The organism is Bdellovibrio sp. HCB337 (assembly GCF_047302465.1).
Lineage (GTDB): Bacteria > Bdellovibrionota > Bdellovibrionia > Bdellovibrionales > Bdellovibrionaceae > JACMRP01.
This window is the reverse complement of record NZ_CP178621.1, coordinates 1376699-1393349: the sequence shown is the minus strand read 5'-3', so window position 1 is coordinate 1393349 and position 16651 is coordinate 1376699. Positions and strand designations below refer to the sequence as shown.

The 16651-nt window shown below is 45.3% G+C and carries 14 protein-coding genes; 11 read left to right on the top strand and 3 right to left on the bottom strand.

The features are described 5' to 3' along the window. Window positions 1-140: 140 nt before the first annotated feature. From ACLWBB_RS06710 to ACLWBB_RS06690, 5 genes are all read left to right on the top strand, one after another. Window positions 141-1190, top strand: a complete 1050-nt coding sequence (locus ACLWBB_RS06710) for a hypothetical protein (RefSeq protein WP_413290842.1) — start codon at window positions 141-143, stop codon at window positions 1188-1190. After that, window positions 1187-5164: a translocation/assembly module TamB domain-containing protein gene (locus ACLWBB_RS06705; protein WP_413290841.1), complete on the top strand. Its 3978-nt coding sequence runs from the start codon at window positions 1187-1189 to the stop codon at window positions 5162-5164. Before ACLWBB_RS06710 ends, ACLWBB_RS06705 begins: the two co-directional genes overlap by 4 nt. Next, window positions 5164-7965 carry a POTRA domain-containing protein gene (locus ACLWBB_RS06700; RefSeq protein WP_413290840.1) on the top strand — a complete coding sequence of 934 codons (2802 nt, stop codon included), beginning with the start codon at window positions 5164-5166 and terminating at the stop codon, window positions 7963-7965. The genes ACLWBB_RS06705 and ACLWBB_RS06700 overlap by 1 nt, the downstream gene beginning before the upstream one ends. A gap of 123 nt (window positions 7966-8088) precedes the next feature. Continuing rightward, window positions 8089-10149: a sodium-translocating pyrophosphatase gene (locus ACLWBB_RS06695; RefSeq protein ID WP_413290839.1), complete on the top strand. Its 2061-nt coding sequence runs from the start codon at window positions 8089-8091 to the stop codon at window positions 10147-10149. Between the two features lie 111 nt (window positions 10150-10260). After that, window positions 10261-10635: a VOC family protein gene (locus ACLWBB_RS06690; protein ID WP_413290838.1), complete on the top strand. Its 375-nt coding sequence runs from the start codon at window positions 10261-10263 to the stop codon at window positions 10633-10635. Between the two features lie 79 nt (window positions 10636-10714). On the opposite strand, the gene ACLWBB_RS06685 is transcribed toward ACLWBB_RS06690, so the two are convergent. Next, a complete protein-coding gene (locus ACLWBB_RS06685; protein WP_413290837.1) occupies window positions 10715-11068 on the bottom strand; it encodes a hypothetical protein in 354 nt (117 codons plus the stop codon). Between the two features lie 357 nt (window positions 11069-11425). On the opposite strand from ACLWBB_RS06685, the gene ACLWBB_RS06680 reads away from it, so the two are divergent. From ACLWBB_RS06680 to ACLWBB_RS06670, 3 genes are all read left to right on the top strand, one after another. Next, entirely contained in the window at window positions 11426-11872 is a 447-nt protein-coding gene (locus tag ACLWBB_RS06680; RefSeq protein ID WP_413290836.1) for a hypothetical protein, read from the top strand. A gap of 91 nt (window positions 11873-11963) precedes the next feature. Beyond that, a complete protein-coding gene (locus tag ACLWBB_RS06675) occupies window positions 11964-12716 on the top strand; it encodes a TfoX/Sxy family DNA transformation protein (protein WP_413290835.1) in 753 nt (250 codons plus the stop codon). Window positions 12717-12804: 88 nt separating this feature from the next. Beyond that, the gene (locus ACLWBB_RS06670; protein WP_413290834.1) at window positions 12805-12999 is read left to right on the top strand and encodes a hypothetical protein; all 195 of its coding nucleotides are present in this window, start codon (window positions 12805-12807) and stop codon (window positions 12997-12999) included. Here ACLWBB_RS06670 and ACLWBB_RS06665 read toward each other — a convergent pair. Further along, window positions 12972-13841 (bottom strand): helix-turn-helix domain-containing protein, encoded by an 870-nt coding sequence (locus ACLWBB_RS06665; protein WP_413290833.1) that lies wholly within the window; start codon window positions 13839-13841, stop codon window positions 12972-12974. The genes ACLWBB_RS06670 and ACLWBB_RS06665 overlap by 28 nt on opposite strands. A 65-nt stretch (window positions 13842-13906) precedes the next feature. Between ACLWBB_RS06665 and ACLWBB_RS06660 the strand changes: the two genes are divergently transcribed. Beyond that, window positions 13907-14371, top strand: a complete 465-nt coding sequence (locus tag ACLWBB_RS06660; protein WP_413290832.1) for a hypothetical protein — start codon at window positions 13907-13909, stop codon at window positions 14369-14371. 5 nt (window positions 14372-14376) lie between these two features. Next, window positions 14377-15012 carry a hypothetical protein gene (locus ACLWBB_RS06655; protein WP_413290831.1) on the top strand — a complete coding sequence of 212 codons (636 nt, stop codon included), beginning with the start codon at window positions 14377-14379 and terminating at the stop codon, window positions 15010-15012. A 7-nt stretch (window positions 15013-15019) separates the two neighbouring features. Here ACLWBB_RS06655 and ACLWBB_RS06650 read toward each other — a convergent pair whose 3' ends face one another. Further along, window positions 15020-16024, bottom strand: a complete 1005-nt coding sequence (locus ACLWBB_RS06650; protein WP_413290830.1) for a substrate-binding domain-containing protein — start codon at window positions 16022-16024, stop codon at window positions 15020-15022. A 147-nt stretch (window positions 16025-16171) separates the two neighbouring features. Between ACLWBB_RS06650 and ACLWBB_RS06645 the strand changes: the two genes are divergently transcribed. Continuing rightward, window positions 16172-16633 carry an OsmC family protein gene (locus ACLWBB_RS06645; RefSeq protein ID WP_413290829.1) on the top strand — a complete coding sequence of 154 codons (462 nt, stop codon included), beginning with the start codon at window positions 16172-16174 and terminating at the stop codon, window positions 16631-16633. Window positions 16634-16651 lie beyond the last annotated feature (18 nt).

The window sequence follows — 16651 nt, the reverse complement described above, 5'->3', positions numbered from 1 at the left end:
TTTTTTTTACCAAAAAAGAGAGGCAAAATTTGCCTTAAAAAACCTCTCTACCTTGTTCCAATTGCAGCGCGTCAAACCTCCAGATTTACTAGAAAATGACCGAAAATGAGAGGGTTCAGCCAAAACGGATTTTGGAGGCTGTGTTGACACTCTCGCTTGAGTTGGAAATTAAAACTCTTCTGGAAGAATTTCGTGATCCAGAAGTTGTAGCAGAAAAGTTGATCAAACTTTTCGAAGATCATCCAGAGGATTGGTCTGCGGAAAGCTTGCAACAACTTTCTCGCTTCCTGCTTAGCTGTGGTCTCTATCAAGTCCTCATTAGTTTTTGCATGAAGCATATCACCGCAAAAAATTTCATGATGCCTTGGGCTTACTTCGTTGAAGCGTTAGCACGCGGGATCCCCGATCTTGAAGAAGACATCGTTAAATTTATCGTCATGGGGATTGAAGAAGAAAATGCGATCGAGCAAGCTTGCTTAGCACAAGGCTCAGAGCGCTTTATCAAAAAGTCGACTCAGTGGAAAAACGAACTTAAGCGTAAACGCCGCAAAGCTTCGACCCAACTGAAACAGAGAATGTTTGACGAGCTTCTTACTCTGCGCACGCAGCAATTGTACGAGCAGGAAAAAACCATGCTCAGCAAAATGCAACGTATGTTCCCTGGCGATCAAGATATCGTCGAAGAAATCCGTCAACACAAAGAACGCTACGCTTTAGATATCCTGTCACGTCGTGCGCCTCTGTCTCGCAGTCACAGCATTCAAGAAGCTCCACCCTCGCCTGAAGCCAGAGCGATGGCTGAAGCTCTAAAACATACTCTCGTCAAAGCCGGTGAACTTTATCCTGACATGGCTTTTGATTTTGCAGTCGCGGCGTACATGATGGACGAGCCTCAAGCAAGCCTTGCGATTCTTGAAAGATTGAACTTAAGCGTTTCCGAGACCTGGTTCTATCTGGAAGTGAAATTGCGTTGTCGCCATTTCTTGGAAGTTCTGAACGAGTTAAATCATCTTGAAGTAAAACTTGCGCACGAACCTGAAACATTCTTTGCAACCGCGTACTTGCGTGCCCAAGCGTACTGGGGACTAGCACAAAAGCACGTCGCGATTGAAATTCTAGAAAGCATCTTGGTGTCTCGCCCGAATTATCGTGCGGGCTCTGCTCTTTTGGATATGTGGAGATCGCAATGAAACGCGTTCTCTTAATCCTTCTTCCACCGTTGGTGTTTCTGATCGCGCTGGGCGCTGCGCTGAAGTATTGGGCCATTCCAAATGCAGAAAGCTGGGCGCTTAGAAAAGTAAAGTCATTCTCTGAAACCAATCTTCCGGTTGTGATCGAAGCTGAAAGCATTAAGTTCCAATTTTTGAAAGGCGCTGCCAGCGTCGAGAAAATTTCTGTCACCGCAAAACCTGAATTCAAAAAGTATCTCGAGAATGCAACTGTTGAAAGCTTGAAAGTGAACTTGGATATATTTCAACTTTTCACAGGTCGTGTTCAAGTCTCTGCGATCTTGCTAGATTCTCCGGAAGTACGTGTACAACTAGATCCTTTTTTGGAGACTCCGTCTAAACCACAAGCTTTGCCTTTGAATCAAGTTTTTGAATTCTTGGATAAACTTCCTGTTGAGCGCGTGTTTGTTCATAATCTGAATCTGGCGCTAGAATCTAAAAAACAAAATACCTCTGCCGATTTGCAAGGTGCCGACCTGCTTCTCGGCAATCACCAGAATTCTGTCACGGCTCGCGTGGATGTACCGTCAGTGGCCTTGAAGGTCTTAGGTCACGGCCCTATTCAAAGTCGTTTTGATGTTTCTGTTGTGTTAGGCCGAGACAGTTTGCGTATTCTTCGTGCAGGCGCGCGCTATGGCGATTCTGAAATCATCCTGAAGGGTGATTTTGAAAAGTTCTCGCAAGTGACTCTTCACCCACGTGCAAATCTTGAAGCAACTGGTGAGTTAAAGCTGCAAGAAATCATGCAACAAGTACGCCCTATCTTTTCAGGTTACAAACTTCCGGGCGTCCTTGGTGAAGCCACTGCGAAGGTCAACATTCAGATCGATGGCACAGACAAAATTACTGGTAAGGTGGATGCGAAAACCCGCGATGTCAAAATTGCCGCGTTCTCTTTGGGGAACGCCTCTATTCAAGGGATTTTTAAAGGGAATAGCCTCATCTTCCCTGATGTTGTATTGAATCACCCAGCAGGAACTGCAAAGCTCACAAACACCGAGCTTGAGCTCAACGACACATTGGCATTTAAAACCCATGCAAAAGTTAGCAGCCTGGACATGCAAAAACTTTTCACCGCCCTGAATCTTCATGAGATTCCGGTGTGGATGAATCTACAAGGCGACCTTCCTTGCCAGGGACAGTTTAAATCTCCGATTAAAGTTACTTGTGACGGCAACATTGCTGCTGACAACATTCTTGTTACTTCGGATTTTAAAAACAAGAAAGCGGTCATCGCTGATGTCGCCCGCATGACCGCTAAAGGCCAAGTAGAGATCACCGACAAAGCCGTTACCTACAAAGCCCAATTGCAGCTGGGTAGCAACACTGGCGAAAGTTCTGGCACCGTTGATTTTGCAAAAGGTTTTAAAATTAAATACAGCTCTCCTCGTTTGGATTTTTCTAACATTCGCAATCTGGCAAATTTGAAGTTCAAGGGTTATGGCAGTCTTGAAGGCGGCACTACGGGGGATTCTCACGCAGCTGTTTTCGACATGAAATTGAAAACCCACGACTTCTCGTTCGAAGATTATTATCTGGGACAACTCAGCGGCACTCTCAGTTACAAGGCAAGCCATTTGTATCTGGATGACGTGCAAGGACTCTTGCCACGCTCAAGCTATCAAGGTGCTTTGGAAGTAGATCTTCACAACTCTCGCATTGTGGGTCGTATTAAAGCACCAACCTTGGAACTGTCTGATATCGCCAGAGTCTTCGAATCCCACTATGCCTTCCCACTGTCTGTAAGAGCTCTTGGCGCTGCAGATATGTCGTTCTCGGGTCCTTTGGATTTCTGGAAAATGTCCTATCAGCTGGATTCAAAATTCCGCTCGGGCCAATTAGCTGGCGAATCTTTTGACGAACTAGTGCTCAATGCTCAATCCACTCAAGGTCAATTGCAGCTGCAAAAAGCTTATTTGAAAAAAAATCTAACGACGATCACAGCAACTGGCGGCATCAGTTCTCAGCAAGATATGAATATCAAGGTCGAAGGCCGTAACTTCCGTTTGGATGAATCGGACTTCATCACCAAGATGAGTACCAATATTTTTGGTATCATGAACTTCTCGAGTCAAATTCAAGGCAAAGTCACAGAACCTGACATGGCAATGCGCGGAAGTATCACCGAAACGGTCCTAAATGAACAAGAGACACCTTCTTCGTTCTTTGATTTGAAAATCAAAAAACATTTGATGGAAGGAAATGCCAACTTGTTCGGTCACCGCATTCAGGCGGACTGGCTTCTTCCTTTTGGCGAATCTCCGATGCGTTTTAGATTAAAAACCGTCGACTGGAACTATGCTTCTCTGCTGGCGATTTTGACGGGCAATCCTTACCAGAACGAATATGACTCAAGCCTGACTGCCGATGTAGATCTAAATTCTGAGAACGGCCAGTGGCAAAAAGCTTCAGGTTCGATTCAAATCAAGAATTTGTTCTTGAAGCGTTCGTCGTTGAGCTTCCGCAATCCTGACCCAATCCAGATCCGATTGGATCACGGTAAAATCCGTATTCAGAATTTCAATCTGGAAGGACCACAAAACAGCATTCACCTTAAAGGCCAAGACTTTACTTTCAACAATATGAACGTGAACTTAGTGGCTAATACCGAGCTTCGCTTGTTCCATATGTTCTTCCCGTTCCTCGATGACCTCGGAGGCTCGGTCCAAGCTTCTGCGACAGTTTCTGGCTCGTTGCTGAAGCCACAAATCTTGGGAAGTCTTTCGACCAATAACAGCTTTGTTAAAATCAAAGGCTTGCCTCACCCCATCGAGCGCATTCAAACTGAAGTCAGCTTCTCGCAAACGCGTGTCTTGATTAACTCAGTGAAAGCGCAAATGGCAGGGGGCTTGGTTTCTGCAGATGGAAATATCACGATCAACGGACCACGCGATCTGCCGATTTCAATCCGTATTAATCTAGATGGCGTAAATTTAAATATTCCTGAAAAAGTTCGTACTTCGGGCTCTGCCGACCTTCTTCTTTCTGGAAAATGGTTCCCGTTCTTGCTTTCGGGCACCTACCGCGTTAGCAGCGGTATTTTTGAGCGCGAATTCACGGACGATAGCGGCAACACTCTGGCAATGTCTCGTCAAAGCATTTACCTGCCGAAGATTCTTCGTCAGTCGGCGTTTGAGTCTTTGATTTTGGACGTGCAAATTCTTTTCGAGAAAAGCTTCCTTGTGAAGAACTCGTTGGTTGATGGATCCGTGCAAGGAAACTTGCAGGTTAAAGGGCCCATTTCGAATCCAATACTTTTGGGACGACTGCAAGCTGATAAAAATACCCGCCTCATTTTCAAAGATAAAGAGTTCGAGGTTCAAACAGCCAATGTCCTTTTCAACAACCCGGACGAGATCAATCCGGACTTGTACGTTTCCGCTCAAGCGCGTGTTAGCGACTACGACATCATGATCTTGGCACAAGGGCCGGCAAAAAACTTAAAAAGTCTTCGTCTTTCCAGCGTTCCACCACTCCCAGAGCAAGATATTATTTCTCTTTTGGCCCTGGGGATTACTTCGAATCGCTTTGACTCGACGGCTCAAGGTCGTTCGGGTGAACAATCGGCCCAAGCAGGATACGAACTCGGGTTTGCTATCTTTAATCAATCTATCAATAAGATCTCTCAAGGAAGTTTGGGCTTGAACGTCCAAGTTTCCACTTTCTATGATTCGACTCGAAATATCAGCGTGCCTAAACTGACGCTCAGTCGTAAGATCACAAACAGAATCAATGCTTCAGCAAGCCGTACTATGGGGTCCGAAGTTAGTGATGTGGAAGTGAAATTGCGCTATTTGATCAACAATAACGTTTCGGCCATCGGCAGTTACGAAAATACTCAGACTCTTCAAGGGGGCCAAGGTCTTACCACCACGTCTCGTCCGAAAGAGAACGTCTTTGGTTTGGATCTCGAGTTTAGAAAGGAGTTCAAATAGTGAAATTGAACTCTTTTCTGATTCCTGCACTTCTAGCAGTACAAATATTCTGCCAATCTGCGAGCGCCGCCGAAACACAGCGTCGTTTGAATATTTCTACTTTGCCTAAAGAGATCCAAGAGGATCTTGGCAAACGCTTCCCACAAATTGGCACTGGCAAAGTTACACTTGAAGTCGTCGACGAAATTATTCGCTATCTGCAATTGCGCCCAGAGTTCGACTTGGTTCAAGTGGTAGACGCAGGAAGTGGTCAACTGAAGTTGAATACGGCCCGCTCTACCCGTATTGGCTCTATTAAGTTTGAAGGCCTTAAAGCCATTTCAGAGTCTGAAGCGAAGCAAGCCTTCGCCGTCAATGCGAATGACATTCTCAATCAAGACCAGCTGGTTTTGGGCGGAGAAAAACTGACTCAGCTGTACAATCAAGCAGGCTACAGAAATGCCTCCCTAGATATCGAATTGCCACCAGATAGCAGCGGCAATGTCCAAGTCACCATCAAAATCAAAGAAGGTGTTCAGACTTTGATTGGGTCCATTCAGTTTACCTCTTCAAATACTGATCTGAACAAAACTTTGGAAAGCCGTCTTTCACGTGAAAAAGGTTATGCGCTAACAGATGCGCAGCTGGCAGATGTTCAAAAAACAATCCGCGAATACTTAAACAGCCGCTTCCACATTCGCGCCGAGATCTTTGGTCCCGAAATCAGCTTTAACTCGAATGAATCCCGCGCAACTTTGAAGTTCAGACTCGAAAAAACAGAGTCTTACATGATTGATTACTTGGGAAACCGCCAAGTGTCCTCTTCAACGTTGAATCGTTCTTTGGATATCGGCAACTTCTACTCGGCGAATCCAAATATCGGCTCAGAACTGACATCTAAGATCAAAAACCTGTATTTATCGCGCGGCTATGCCCGTGTCGAAGTTCAGAGCGAAGAGACCGAAGGGCGAAAGCCATTCACTCGCAAAATCACGTTTAATATTGACGAAGGCCCAAAAATTAAAATCAGTAAATTTGAGTTCACAGGCTCGGTCTCTCGATCACAAAGTTATTACAGTAAGCTTTTGAAAAAGAATGCGTCCGATTTAATTCAAGACGATTACTACAACAAGCTGGAATTGGATCAAAGCTTTGAAAGCTTCCGTGTTGAGTTACAGAATCAGGGCTATTTGCTTGCACGTATTAACTCGACTCGTACGCAGTACAATAAAGAGAAAAATCAAGTCGTCGTCTATATCAATTTGGATGAGGGGCCACTAACGAAAATCACGAACATTCAGTTCATCGGCAACACCACAATCCCCGCCCCTGAATTACTAGAAGTATTGGAACTTGAAAAAGACCAAGCTTTGCAATTGGGCGAGCTTGAAAAAGCCATTCAGAATTTGAAGACCCACTATCAAGAAAAAGGTTACATAGAAATGGCTCTTCTGAACGAAAAAGAAGACCTTGTGACCTATAACGAAAACAACACTCTTGCGACTTTGAACTTCAAAATTAAAGAAGGTCCTCAGGTTCGTATCTCGAGCATTGTTTTGGATGGAAATGCATTCACAAGAGACTATGTTCTTTTGAAAGAGATCGAACTTCAACCTGGCGATACGGTGACTCCTTCCAAAGTGGATGAAGCAGTCGCCAAACTACAAAGAACAGGTTACTTCAACACTGTTGAAATCAGAACACTCGAGGAGAAAAGCGATACTGCAAATCGTACCTTAGTGATTAAAGTCAGCGAACGAGATCCGGGGCTATTCACTCTTGGCGCAGGTGCCACCAACGATCTGGGGCTGACTCTGCGTGGATACACGGGCATTGCCTATAACAACATCATGGGAACTGGTCGCGGGGTTTCCTTACGTCTTGAAGGTAACTATAACGTCAATCAGATTAAGTACCTCGAATCGAAAGTGACTTTAGGTTATGTCGAACCGTATCTTTTCGATTCTAAAATCCGTGGCCGTTTGAATCTGACTCGTTCAAGCCAGCTGACAGATTACAATATTAAGAAGGTCTCAGACGTGAATCAGACGATTACGTCTATCGAACGAGATCTGACTTCGCATGTGACCATTATCTATGAACTTTTGAATTGGGCCCACGTCTTTGACTTCGGTTTGGATCCAACAAAAACCATCGATTCGACTCCTCAAGATATCGTAACGACGGGTCCGCGCTTAGACATCGACTATCGTGACAATCCTTTCAACCCGACTCGTGGTAACTTCACCACCGTTGCACTTGAATACTCCAGCCCCGAAATTGGAAGCTCTAAGAGCCCGAATGAAATCAAATTCACGCGTGCCACAGGCTCCTTCACTCACTACTTGCGAGTTCCGTACTTTAAAGGCGACTACATGGTGTGGGCGAACTCTGTCCGTGGTGGTTATTTGACGAATTTGAGCGAAACTGGCGGTGTCCCTTACGACAAAAAAGGGTTCTACTTAGGGGGCAGCTCCACTATTCGAAGTTTCAACGGAACGAAGGACTTCTTCCCGACTTACAATCAATTAAGAATTGATGAAACCGACGTTTATTATATGACGACTTTCGCTAGTATGTATTTGATCAAGTCCGAGTTCCGCTTCCCGATCTTTGGGAGCTTCGGCGGAACGGTCTTTTATGATGGCGGTTCGGTTCATATTGATAAGCTTGATATGGGTGATGAGTACCGTGATGCTGCCGGATTTGGCTTCCACTACAACACCCCGGTCGGTCCCGTAAACTTAGAGATTGCCTGGAAATTAGATCATAAGCCTGGTGAAAGTCCTTATGAGGTCCACCTATCCATCGGAAGCTTCTAACGCCACGCACTAATGGCAAAGAACCCGCCTTTCTGAATTTGTGTTTTCTTGACTAAGTCCGCCGTCTTTCATATCCCTAATCGTTCCGAAAATCTAAAACGTTCAACGACGGAGTTTTTTAAAATGACAAGTGATTCTTTGCTGTTAGTTCCGGCAATCGCTGGGGCTGTAGGTCTTGTTGTTGCTCTGGTTTTGTACTTCCGTGTGAAGGCTCAACCGACTGGCAACGAAACAATGAACCGTATCGCTCAATACATTCGTGAAGGCTCGATGGCTTTCTTGGTGCGTGAATATAAAGTTCTCGCAATCTACGCGGTAGTTGTTGCCGTAGCATTGGGTGTAACTTTGGGCCCTATCTCTGCTGTGTCCTTCATTTTGGGCGCATTCTTGAGCTTGCTTGCAGGCTTCTTCGGTATGAAAGCGGCAACTTATGCCAACGTTCGTACCACTCAAGCAGCATCGACTGGTTCAAAATCAAAAGCATTGCTTGTCGCTCTTGATGGCGGCGCTGTCATGGGTCTTTCTGTTGCTGGTTTGGGTCTTTTGGGCTTGGGCGTTTTGTACCAAATCTACAAAGGTTCTCCTGACGTTGGAACAGTTCTTCACTCTTTCGCTGTAGGTGCTTCTTCTATCGCATTGTTCGCACGTATCGGTGGCGGTATTTATACTAAAGCTGCTGACGTTGGTGCTGACATCGCTGGTAAAGTGATCGAAAACATTCCAGAAGATGACCCTCGTAATCCGGGCGTTGTTGCTGATAACGTTGGTGACAACGTCGGTGACGTAGCTGGTATGGGCGCGGATATCTATGAGTCGATGGTTGCTGCGATCGTAGCTGCTATGGCAATTGCTTTGACAGCTCCTGCAGAAACTTTGTCTGCATTGTCTAGCAACGCTGAGACTTTGAAATCTTCTGCGATCTTCTTGCCATTGGGTCTTTCGGCTTTGGGCATGATCATCTCTATCATCGTGATTTTCGTTACTCGTTTGTTCAGCAACGCTTCTCCAGCGGCTGTTTTGCGTAACGCTTTGATCATCCCACCAATCTTGCTTACAATTGCTTCTTACATCTTGATGCCTATGTTTGAAATCAACCAAGGTGTGACTGTTGCATTGGCAGCAGGTGCTATCGGTGGTGGTTTGATCGGTTTGATCACTGAGTACTACACAGCAGCTCGTCCTATTCGTTTGGTTGCTGAAGCTTCTTTGACTGGTGCTGGAACTAACGTAATCCGTGGTTTGGCAGTGGGCATGGAATCAGTTGCTATTCCTATGGTCATCGTTGTGGTTGCGGCTTACATCGCCGATCACGCTTTGGGTCTGTATGGTATCGCTTTGGCGGCAGTTGGTATGTTGGCAGGTACTGCAGTTGTTATGACTGTAGATGCTTACGGCCCTATCGCTGACAACGCTGGTGGTATCTCTGAAATGTCTGGCTTGGGTAAAGACGTTCGTGACATCACTGACGAACTCGATGCTGTTGGTAACACAACTGCAGCGATCGGTAAGGGTTTCGCAATCGGTTCTGCAATCTTGACGGTTGTAGCTCTTTTCTCTGCTTTCAATATGGAAGTAAACCACGCTCGTGCGTTGGCAAACCTTGGTAAAATCAACCTTGATTTGACTTCTTCTGGCGTTTTGATCGGTATCTTGATCGGTTCGATCCTTCCTTGGTTGGTAGGCGCGACAACAATGACTGCAGTTGGTAAAGCTGCTCAAAAAATCGTTATTGAAATCGGTCGTCAGTTCAAAGAAATTCCAGGTCTTCGCGAAGGTAAAGCTGATCCTCAACCTGCAGCTATCGTAGATATCGCTACGAAAGCCGCTTTGTTCGAGATGATCATTCCTGGCATGATCGCGGTATTGGCTCCGGTAGCAGTTGGCTTCTTGCTTGGCCCTACGGCTCTTGCTGGTATGTTGGCTGGTGCTTTGGCTGTTGGTGCAACTAGCTCTTTGTTCATGGCAAATGCTGGTGGCGCTTGGGATAACGCTAAGAAATACATCGAAAAAGGCAAATTGGCTGGTCACAAAAAAGGCTCTGAAGCCCACAAATCAGCGGTTGTCGGTGACACTGTTGGTGACCCGTTCAAAGATACTTCTGGTCCGGGCGTTGCGATCCTCATCAAAGTTATGAGCGTCGTATCTCTCTTGATCGCTGGTCTTGTTGCTACTATCGGCGGTTAATGCCGGCAGAGCATAGGCCCGGCGGGCCGACGCTGAAGCAACTTTCGGGTTAAATTACTCAATTGGAAAACCCCACAGAAATGTGGGGTTTTTTATTTTTAAGAGGCTCTCATGGTAAAAGGTATTTCTGTCGCTTACATTCATACACCGAACAAAGAACTAGCTGATTGGTACGAGAAAACTTTGGGGCTAAAAAAAGGCTATGGCGATGATACCTGGCAAGCTTTTGACACCAAAGAGGGTTCCAAGTTTGCTTTGGATTTTATTTCTTACCCGAGCTCGACGGTGCAAAAGCAGTCTGTGATGTTGAGCTTTGCTGTCGATGATATTCATGCGGCCGTCGAAGAACTCGCAAAAAAGAAAGTTCGTTTTTATCCCGACAACGACAAATCGAAAACCATCTTTGATGTGGGCCCTGCTTTAGTTGCCACTTTCGAAGATCCAGATGGAAACTTCGTGCAGATCTCTCAAGATAAAAAGTGGTAGCGGATTTTAGTCTTCCTTTGAACGACTGGGACAAATGTGTTGTTCACTTGTCCCAGATCATCGGACCAAATAATCGTACTTAGTAACAAGTGTAGCGTACCCAGCGAGTTCGTCCGTAGCTGGTAGCGCTGCAATATACCCAGCGACCGGATTTGTAAGCCCAACGGCAGTATTGTCCGCGAGCATAACAAGAAATACGGCGGCCGTCATAGCAGGTAGTCCAGGCATAGCAATATGCTTGGGTTTTCATTTGATCATCAGCGACCTGCTCATCGACTGATGTCATTAATTTGTCGCCTCCTTCAGGTTTGGTAAGTCCTAATGTATCCACAATAGACTCATCCAATTGCGCCCCTGCCTGAGGTGTTTCGTTCGCATTCGCGATGCCCGTACAGAGAAGAATCGAAGCCAGTAGCATTAAAGACCGTTTCATATGTTCCCCCTTTGTTAGGTGAGCTTCCGTGCTCTGCTATTGATTTTACGCGTGTGCAATGAGCTTTTCAAAATGTAAGGTTTCACGAAGTTTTAGCTGTAGTAGCGGATTTCTCTACCAAGCTTTGTAGAAAGAGGCCGATTTCGCAAGAACCGCAAGTCTTTCGCACTTTGGAGCGATACAGGTTTAGCTATAATTAAGATCCCTCTCCTATTCATGACATGAAGTTCCTAATTTTTTGTTTGATATAAAACCAAGGCGATACTACGAATATTAAATCCTTGAATGGATACGAGCCTTGATTGGCCATCGTACGCTTGATTGCGACTGAGTTTTTTTAACAAACAGGAGATGACTATGAGTCACAATGCTTTCCAATCGGAAAAGCTTCAATCCGCCTTCGAAAAGCTTGAAGGCAAAGCCGAAATTTTAAACCAAAACATCGATGCGATTTCTGAAGACATTCGTGCTCTCGAGGAAAAGCTGCACATCTTGCAATTGCCTATTTCTGCGCAAGTGAAAGTGGCAGTGTCCACCAAGTTCTCGAAAGAGGAAGAGGACAAAATCAAGATCTACGAAGAATGTCCCTTCAAAGCTTTAGAGTCTTTGAAATGGGAAAAGGACGAAACTTCTGGTAAGTATCGCCTGATCTATCAAAGACTGCTTGAGTCTGAAGAGATCCCGGGGCTCAGCATAGAATCCATGCTGCGTCCCTTGATCGAGTGCCCAATGCCTGTGCGTCTTAGAATGCATCCGCATTTACACAAGATCGTCGAAGTTTTGACAGAGCAAATCGAGGTCTAAGGTCTTTCAAAGAGCCCGGCAACTAACATAGGTTTTTTATGTTAGTTGCCTTTATTGACATCTTTATCATCCCGGAGAACTGTAAACCCGTATGGCTAAGGAACCGCAAGAGCTAAAGTGGATTGAAGAGCTTCTTCCTGAAGACGAATATCGCCGAAAAGCGATGTTTGGTGGCTTTGCATATTATATTTCCGAGAAAATGGTCCTAGCCACATTTGAAAGCACTGGCAATCGCACTTACAAAGGCAAAAGGTATCCCTACGAGATTTGGAACGGCTGCATGTTCCCTGTTGAAAAGGAATACCAAGAGCGTGCTCTCCAAAAATTTCCATTTTTGGTTTCTCACCCGATTTTGCCTAAGTGGCTTTACCTTCCGCTTGATACCGAAAACTTTGAAGAGCTTGCAAGCGATATCGTTGCTCAGGCCATAAAACCCACCGGTTACTGGGGAAGTATTCCAAAACCCAAGAAAACACTGAAAAAGAAAAAGGCCGTCAAAGAAGACGAAGACTGGCGTAAAATCGACACCCGCACACCACGTATGTTTTCAGACGAACCTGCCGAGGATGTTTTTAAAAAAGCCAAAAAGATTTCGGATCTTAAAAATTTGGGACCACAAACAGAACGAGCGTTTCATAAAGCGGGCATAAAAACCGTTCCGCAGTTTTTAAAGCTGGGCTGGAAAAAGACGATGCAGAAACTTGTAAAGTCGGATCCTAAATCCCGCCATTCGGTCTTTGCCTATGCGCTGATTGGCGCCCTCACCAACAAAGAATGGAATGCTATTTCCGAAAGTGAAAAGGAAGAAGCCCGTAACTTTGTCAGATCCCTTCCCCGTAAATAGGAAATTTGTGCTAGTCCGTGCGCAGTCTCTGCCTGGGCCGAGGCCCCCTTCCCTGCTAGAATATGTGCTAGAGGTAAGGGAGGTTCCCATGGACGATCCTAAAACATTGATTATCGGTGGTGGCATTATAGTTTCGTTTATAAGCATCTTGATCTATGGCGTTCTTGCTGTGCTTTTCCCAGAATGGGTTGGCATCGCGGGGCGAGTGGCAAGATCTGCCGAACAAAGTCACCAAGAAAACTCAGAAGCTTCAACTCATGTTTTTGATAAAATATCTGAGTGATTCTTTTGATAGTCCTGGCGGAACTTTTGTGCGCTCATACGAAGACGTTGTCTTAAAAAACGACTAAAGTAATTGGCGTCGTCAAAACCCAATTCATATCCGATTTCTGCCACAGGCAACGCTGTGTAAGACAAGTACCTCTTCGCCTCAAGCAAACATCGATCCTGAATGATCTCTTTAGCTGGTTTACCGTAAGCTCTTTGAATTTTTGCCGACAAAGATTTGGCAGAAGTTTTCAACTGCCGAGCGTAAAAATCAAGGCCATGCTGATTGCGATAATGTGTTTCCACCAAGTGAGAAAATTGACGATTTAGATCTTCTTGCAACGGGCGCAGCTTTCTCGTGCTGTTTCCATAGCGGAAAAGCTGATACAGTAAGACCGCTAGATAATTGTGAAGGCAGCGCTTGTAATCCACTGCCTGGGCATCGGCCTCATTCTTCATAAGTTCCAACAGTGTAAACGGGGATCCTGTCGAACTTGTCCATGTCACGCAGTCTGGAAGACTTTCGATTTGAAAGAGAGTCTGATCCTCTGACAAAGATTCAGAGGTGAACTCGACGATCAGGCCACGCGTGTTTTTAGAAAACTTCCAGCTATGCACTTGCCCTGGCTTTAAAATAAAAATCTGATTCTTTGTTAAAGAGTACTTTTCAAAATCCACTTCATGCCAGCCCGTTCCCGTCGAAATAAACACCAACTGAAAGAAATCATGCTTATGCGGAAATGGAACTCTCGGAGTCAGGCGGTCTTCCAAAGGCTCTATGCGAATGTCTCCGCGTTGAGCATGAACAACGCCCAGGGCCTCTATCGAATGCAATGTTTGTAGGCTGTGTTTTGGCATAAGAGCATCCTAGCATTGACATGAGGGACCTCCGCAATAAACTTTTTTGCAACGAGGAGTTTTACATGAAAAAGATCGCGATCATCGTTTGCCTACTCGCTTCATCCCAGGCTCTTGCCTGCCCGGATCTTACGGGTCGATATATGTTTTCCTCCAGTAGTACGTTAGATGTCACCCAAGATAGAGACCCCGATACTGGAATGACCACTTATAATTTTACAACCACCGACGAAGCCTGTGAGAAATGCACTCACACGAAAATCTATCGCGCCGATGGAAAAGTAACGAAGAAATACTTCGTCGACAATATTCGTGTCGAATCTACTAAAGCCTATTGTTCTGATGGCGTATTGCACGTGCGAATGAAAGCTGACACCTACTATAAGGGTGACCACATTGCGACGTTCACTGACAATTATGATTTCAGTCTTAACGAAAGACAGGGTTTGGTTGAAGAAGAAATCAAAGATGGATACGTGTATCGGTCGAGCACCCACTACAGGTTGGTAGAGCTACCAAGCGCTGATTAACCCACATGACTAAATTCAGAGAGTTCTTAAAATCCAGTTTCTTGGCCGCCCTTGGTATCGTGCTGCCAATTCTCTTGATACTCATCATCTTTGACAGAGTGGTGGATGCCCTGAATGCATTTACTGCTCCTATAGCGAAATCCCTTTTTCCTGAAGCTTATCTCGACAGAATCGTCGCCACCAAACTCGTTACTTTGGGACTTATCGCCGTCGCTTCGATGATCTTAGGATTTATTGCGCAAACAAGTATGGGAGAAAAACTCGGACGCTGGCTTGAGGACCATACGCTGATGCATATCAAGATTTACCGTACTTTTAAGGAATTCTCGGAAAGAATTATCCCTTCTAAAACCAATTCCTCTTTTCAGCCTGCAATCTTAACTCGACTTGATGAGATGAATACATTTATCTTGATCGTTGAAGAGCTTGCTCCGGACCACTACGTGATCTTCATACCAAGTGCGCCAAGTACTCTGAGTGGGTCCATATACGTCGTGCCCAAAACAGATGTGACGCTTCTTCCAGTTGCTAAAATGGATGTTGCTAGGATTTGCTCACGCTGGGGCGTAGGAGCCGCACGCGTACTTGCGGAAAAAAATATGCAGCATGTTCTGCAGAAGTCAGACCGCCTTGTGCCTTAAGTGATTTCTATTTTCTTTGCCAGATCTCGCTATAAGCTTTACGAAAATCCACAGGTTCTTCGATGTCGTCGCCGGAAAGAGTTGCTAGAAACTCCTTATTAACAACCACGGGCTTAGAGACAAAACCACTTTCTTTTTGACCTGAAAACCCGCGATTCAACTCATCCGCAATTTGCCAACCTTGAAAAATCAAAGGCTCGGCAACCGTCACGGCCTGCTGAGAACCTCCGCCTTTGATGCGACTAATTGCTACGCGCGAACCATCACCAGCTGCAATATTAGCAATGTCTTGGCGGCCAACATCTTTTAAAGGGAAATTCATATTATCAAAATAAATATCATTGATCGCTACCGTGTGAGTCCACGCTTTTCCGAATTGAGTATTCATTCGCTGAACAAACCCCGGAATTTTCTCTTGCGCTTCAGAAATAGGAATATCCACCACTGCAAGCAGACGACATTCAGGACAAGACTTAAGCGCACTCGTCAGTATTTGTGTTTTTTCTTTGGCAATGGCGAAACGATTGTCAGTAATGACAATCACGCCAGGTGTTTTGCTACCTGTATTTCGCAGGGCTTGAATCGTAAGCCTTCCAACTTCAGAAGGATCCGTGCTGATATTCGTAAAAAGTCCAGGCACCGGTCCGGGTTTAGTTCCTGCATGCCAGCCCACTACGACTATTTGCTTTTTCTTGGCTTGTAGAATTTTTAGCTGCTTTTTATCGGGCTGAAATCCGCACAATACAATGCCGTCGACATTCGTATTCAACGCTTCCTCAAGATGAAGATTCAGAGCCTCCATATCACCCATACCGTCGCGAACTTCTACTTTCCATGATAGCAAACGTGTGGCTTCCATAAAGCCGGCCTTTGCTCCCATGACTCCACCATTTTTGGCATCTGACAAAATAAACGCGATCTTTTTGTTAGTTTGTGCTGCTGGTCCTCTTGTGGGGCCCATTACTGCTGCAAAGGCCGCGGAGATTCCAAAGATCAACTTCAGTATGAACATAGAGCCACCCTCTTAGGAAAGGCTACGGGCGCAAGGTTTACGAGTCAATTTCAGTGATAGAACTGGACCCTGCAATATTGCATCTTGAATTAAATTTGTTTCAAAAAACCTTAGAAGAATTCTAAAACCAAAACACGAGGAGGTTTTATGCAACGACAAGCGCGTGCTATTTGGCGAGGAAGTATCAAAGAAGGAAAAGGAGATGTTTCAACTCTCAGTGGAGCCCTCAAAAATATTCCTTACTCGTTTCAAACACGTTTTGAAAATCAGCCTGGGAGCAACCCTGAAGAGCTGATAGCTGCAGCACACGCTAGTTGTTTTGCAATGGCAACATCCGCCGCTCTGTCAAAACAAGGCTTTGAACCTGAAAGCCTTGATGTCACTGCCACCGTCAGCTTGCAAAAAGATAAAGACACGTGGACTGTCGGATCATCTCATTTGCATTTAAAAGCACATGTCACAAATGTAACTCAGGGCCAGTTCCAAGAAATTGCTGAAGATGCAAAGAAAAATTGTCCAATATCGCGACTGCTAAATGCAGAAATCACACTTCAAGCCGACCTCGAGGAAGCTTCTTCACGCCCTTGGGCTCCACCTCCGCCAGTCTAAGATAGTCACTAGGCAAAT

Excerpts from the sequence above, each read along its gene's own strand:
- ACLWBB_RS06705 (WP_413290841.1), top strand. The coding sequence starts at position 1,187 with ATGAAACGCGTTCTCTTAATCCTTCTTCCACCGTTGGTGTTTCTGATC.
- ACLWBB_RS06695 (WP_413290839.1), top strand. The coding sequence starts at position 8,089 with ATGACAAGTGATTCTTTGCTGTTAGTTCCGGCAATCGCTGGGGCTGTA.
- ACLWBB_RS06690 (WP_413290838.1), top strand. The coding sequence starts at position 10,261 with ATGGTAAAAGGTATTTCTGTCGCTTACATTCATACACCGAACAAAGAA.
- ACLWBB_RS06685 (WP_413290837.1), bottom strand. The coding sequence starts at position 11,068 with ATGAAACGGTCTTTAATGCTACTGGCTTCGATTCTTCTCTGTACGGGC.
- ACLWBB_RS06680 (WP_413290836.1), top strand. The coding sequence starts at position 11,426 with ATGAGTCACAATGCTTTCCAATCGGAAAAGCTTCAATCCGCCTTCGAA.
- ACLWBB_RS06675 (WP_413290835.1), top strand. The coding sequence starts at position 11,964 with ATGGCTAAGGAACCGCAAGAGCTAAAGTGGATTGAAGAGCTTCTTCCT.
- ACLWBB_RS06670 (WP_413290834.1), top strand. The coding sequence starts at position 12,805 with ATGGACGATCCTAAAACATTGATTATCGGTGGTGGCATTATAGTTTCG.
- ACLWBB_RS06665 (WP_413290833.1), bottom strand. The coding sequence starts at position 13,841 with ATGCCAAAACACAGCCTACAAACATTGCATTCGATAGAGGCCCTGGGC.
- ACLWBB_RS06660 (WP_413290832.1), top strand. The coding sequence starts at position 13,907 with ATGAAAAAGATCGCGATCATCGTTTGCCTACTCGCTTCATCCCAGGCT.
- ACLWBB_RS06655 (WP_413290831.1), top strand. The coding sequence starts at position 14,377 with ATGACTAAATTCAGAGAGTTCTTAAAATCCAGTTTCTTGGCCGCCCTT.
- ACLWBB_RS06650 (WP_413290830.1), bottom strand. The coding sequence starts at position 16,024 with ATGTTCATACTGAAGTTGATCTTTGGAATCTCCGCGGCCTTTGCAGCA.
- ACLWBB_RS06645 (WP_413290829.1), top strand. The coding sequence starts at position 16,172 with ATGCAACGACAAGCGCGTGCTATTTGGCGAGGAAGTATCAAAGAAGGA.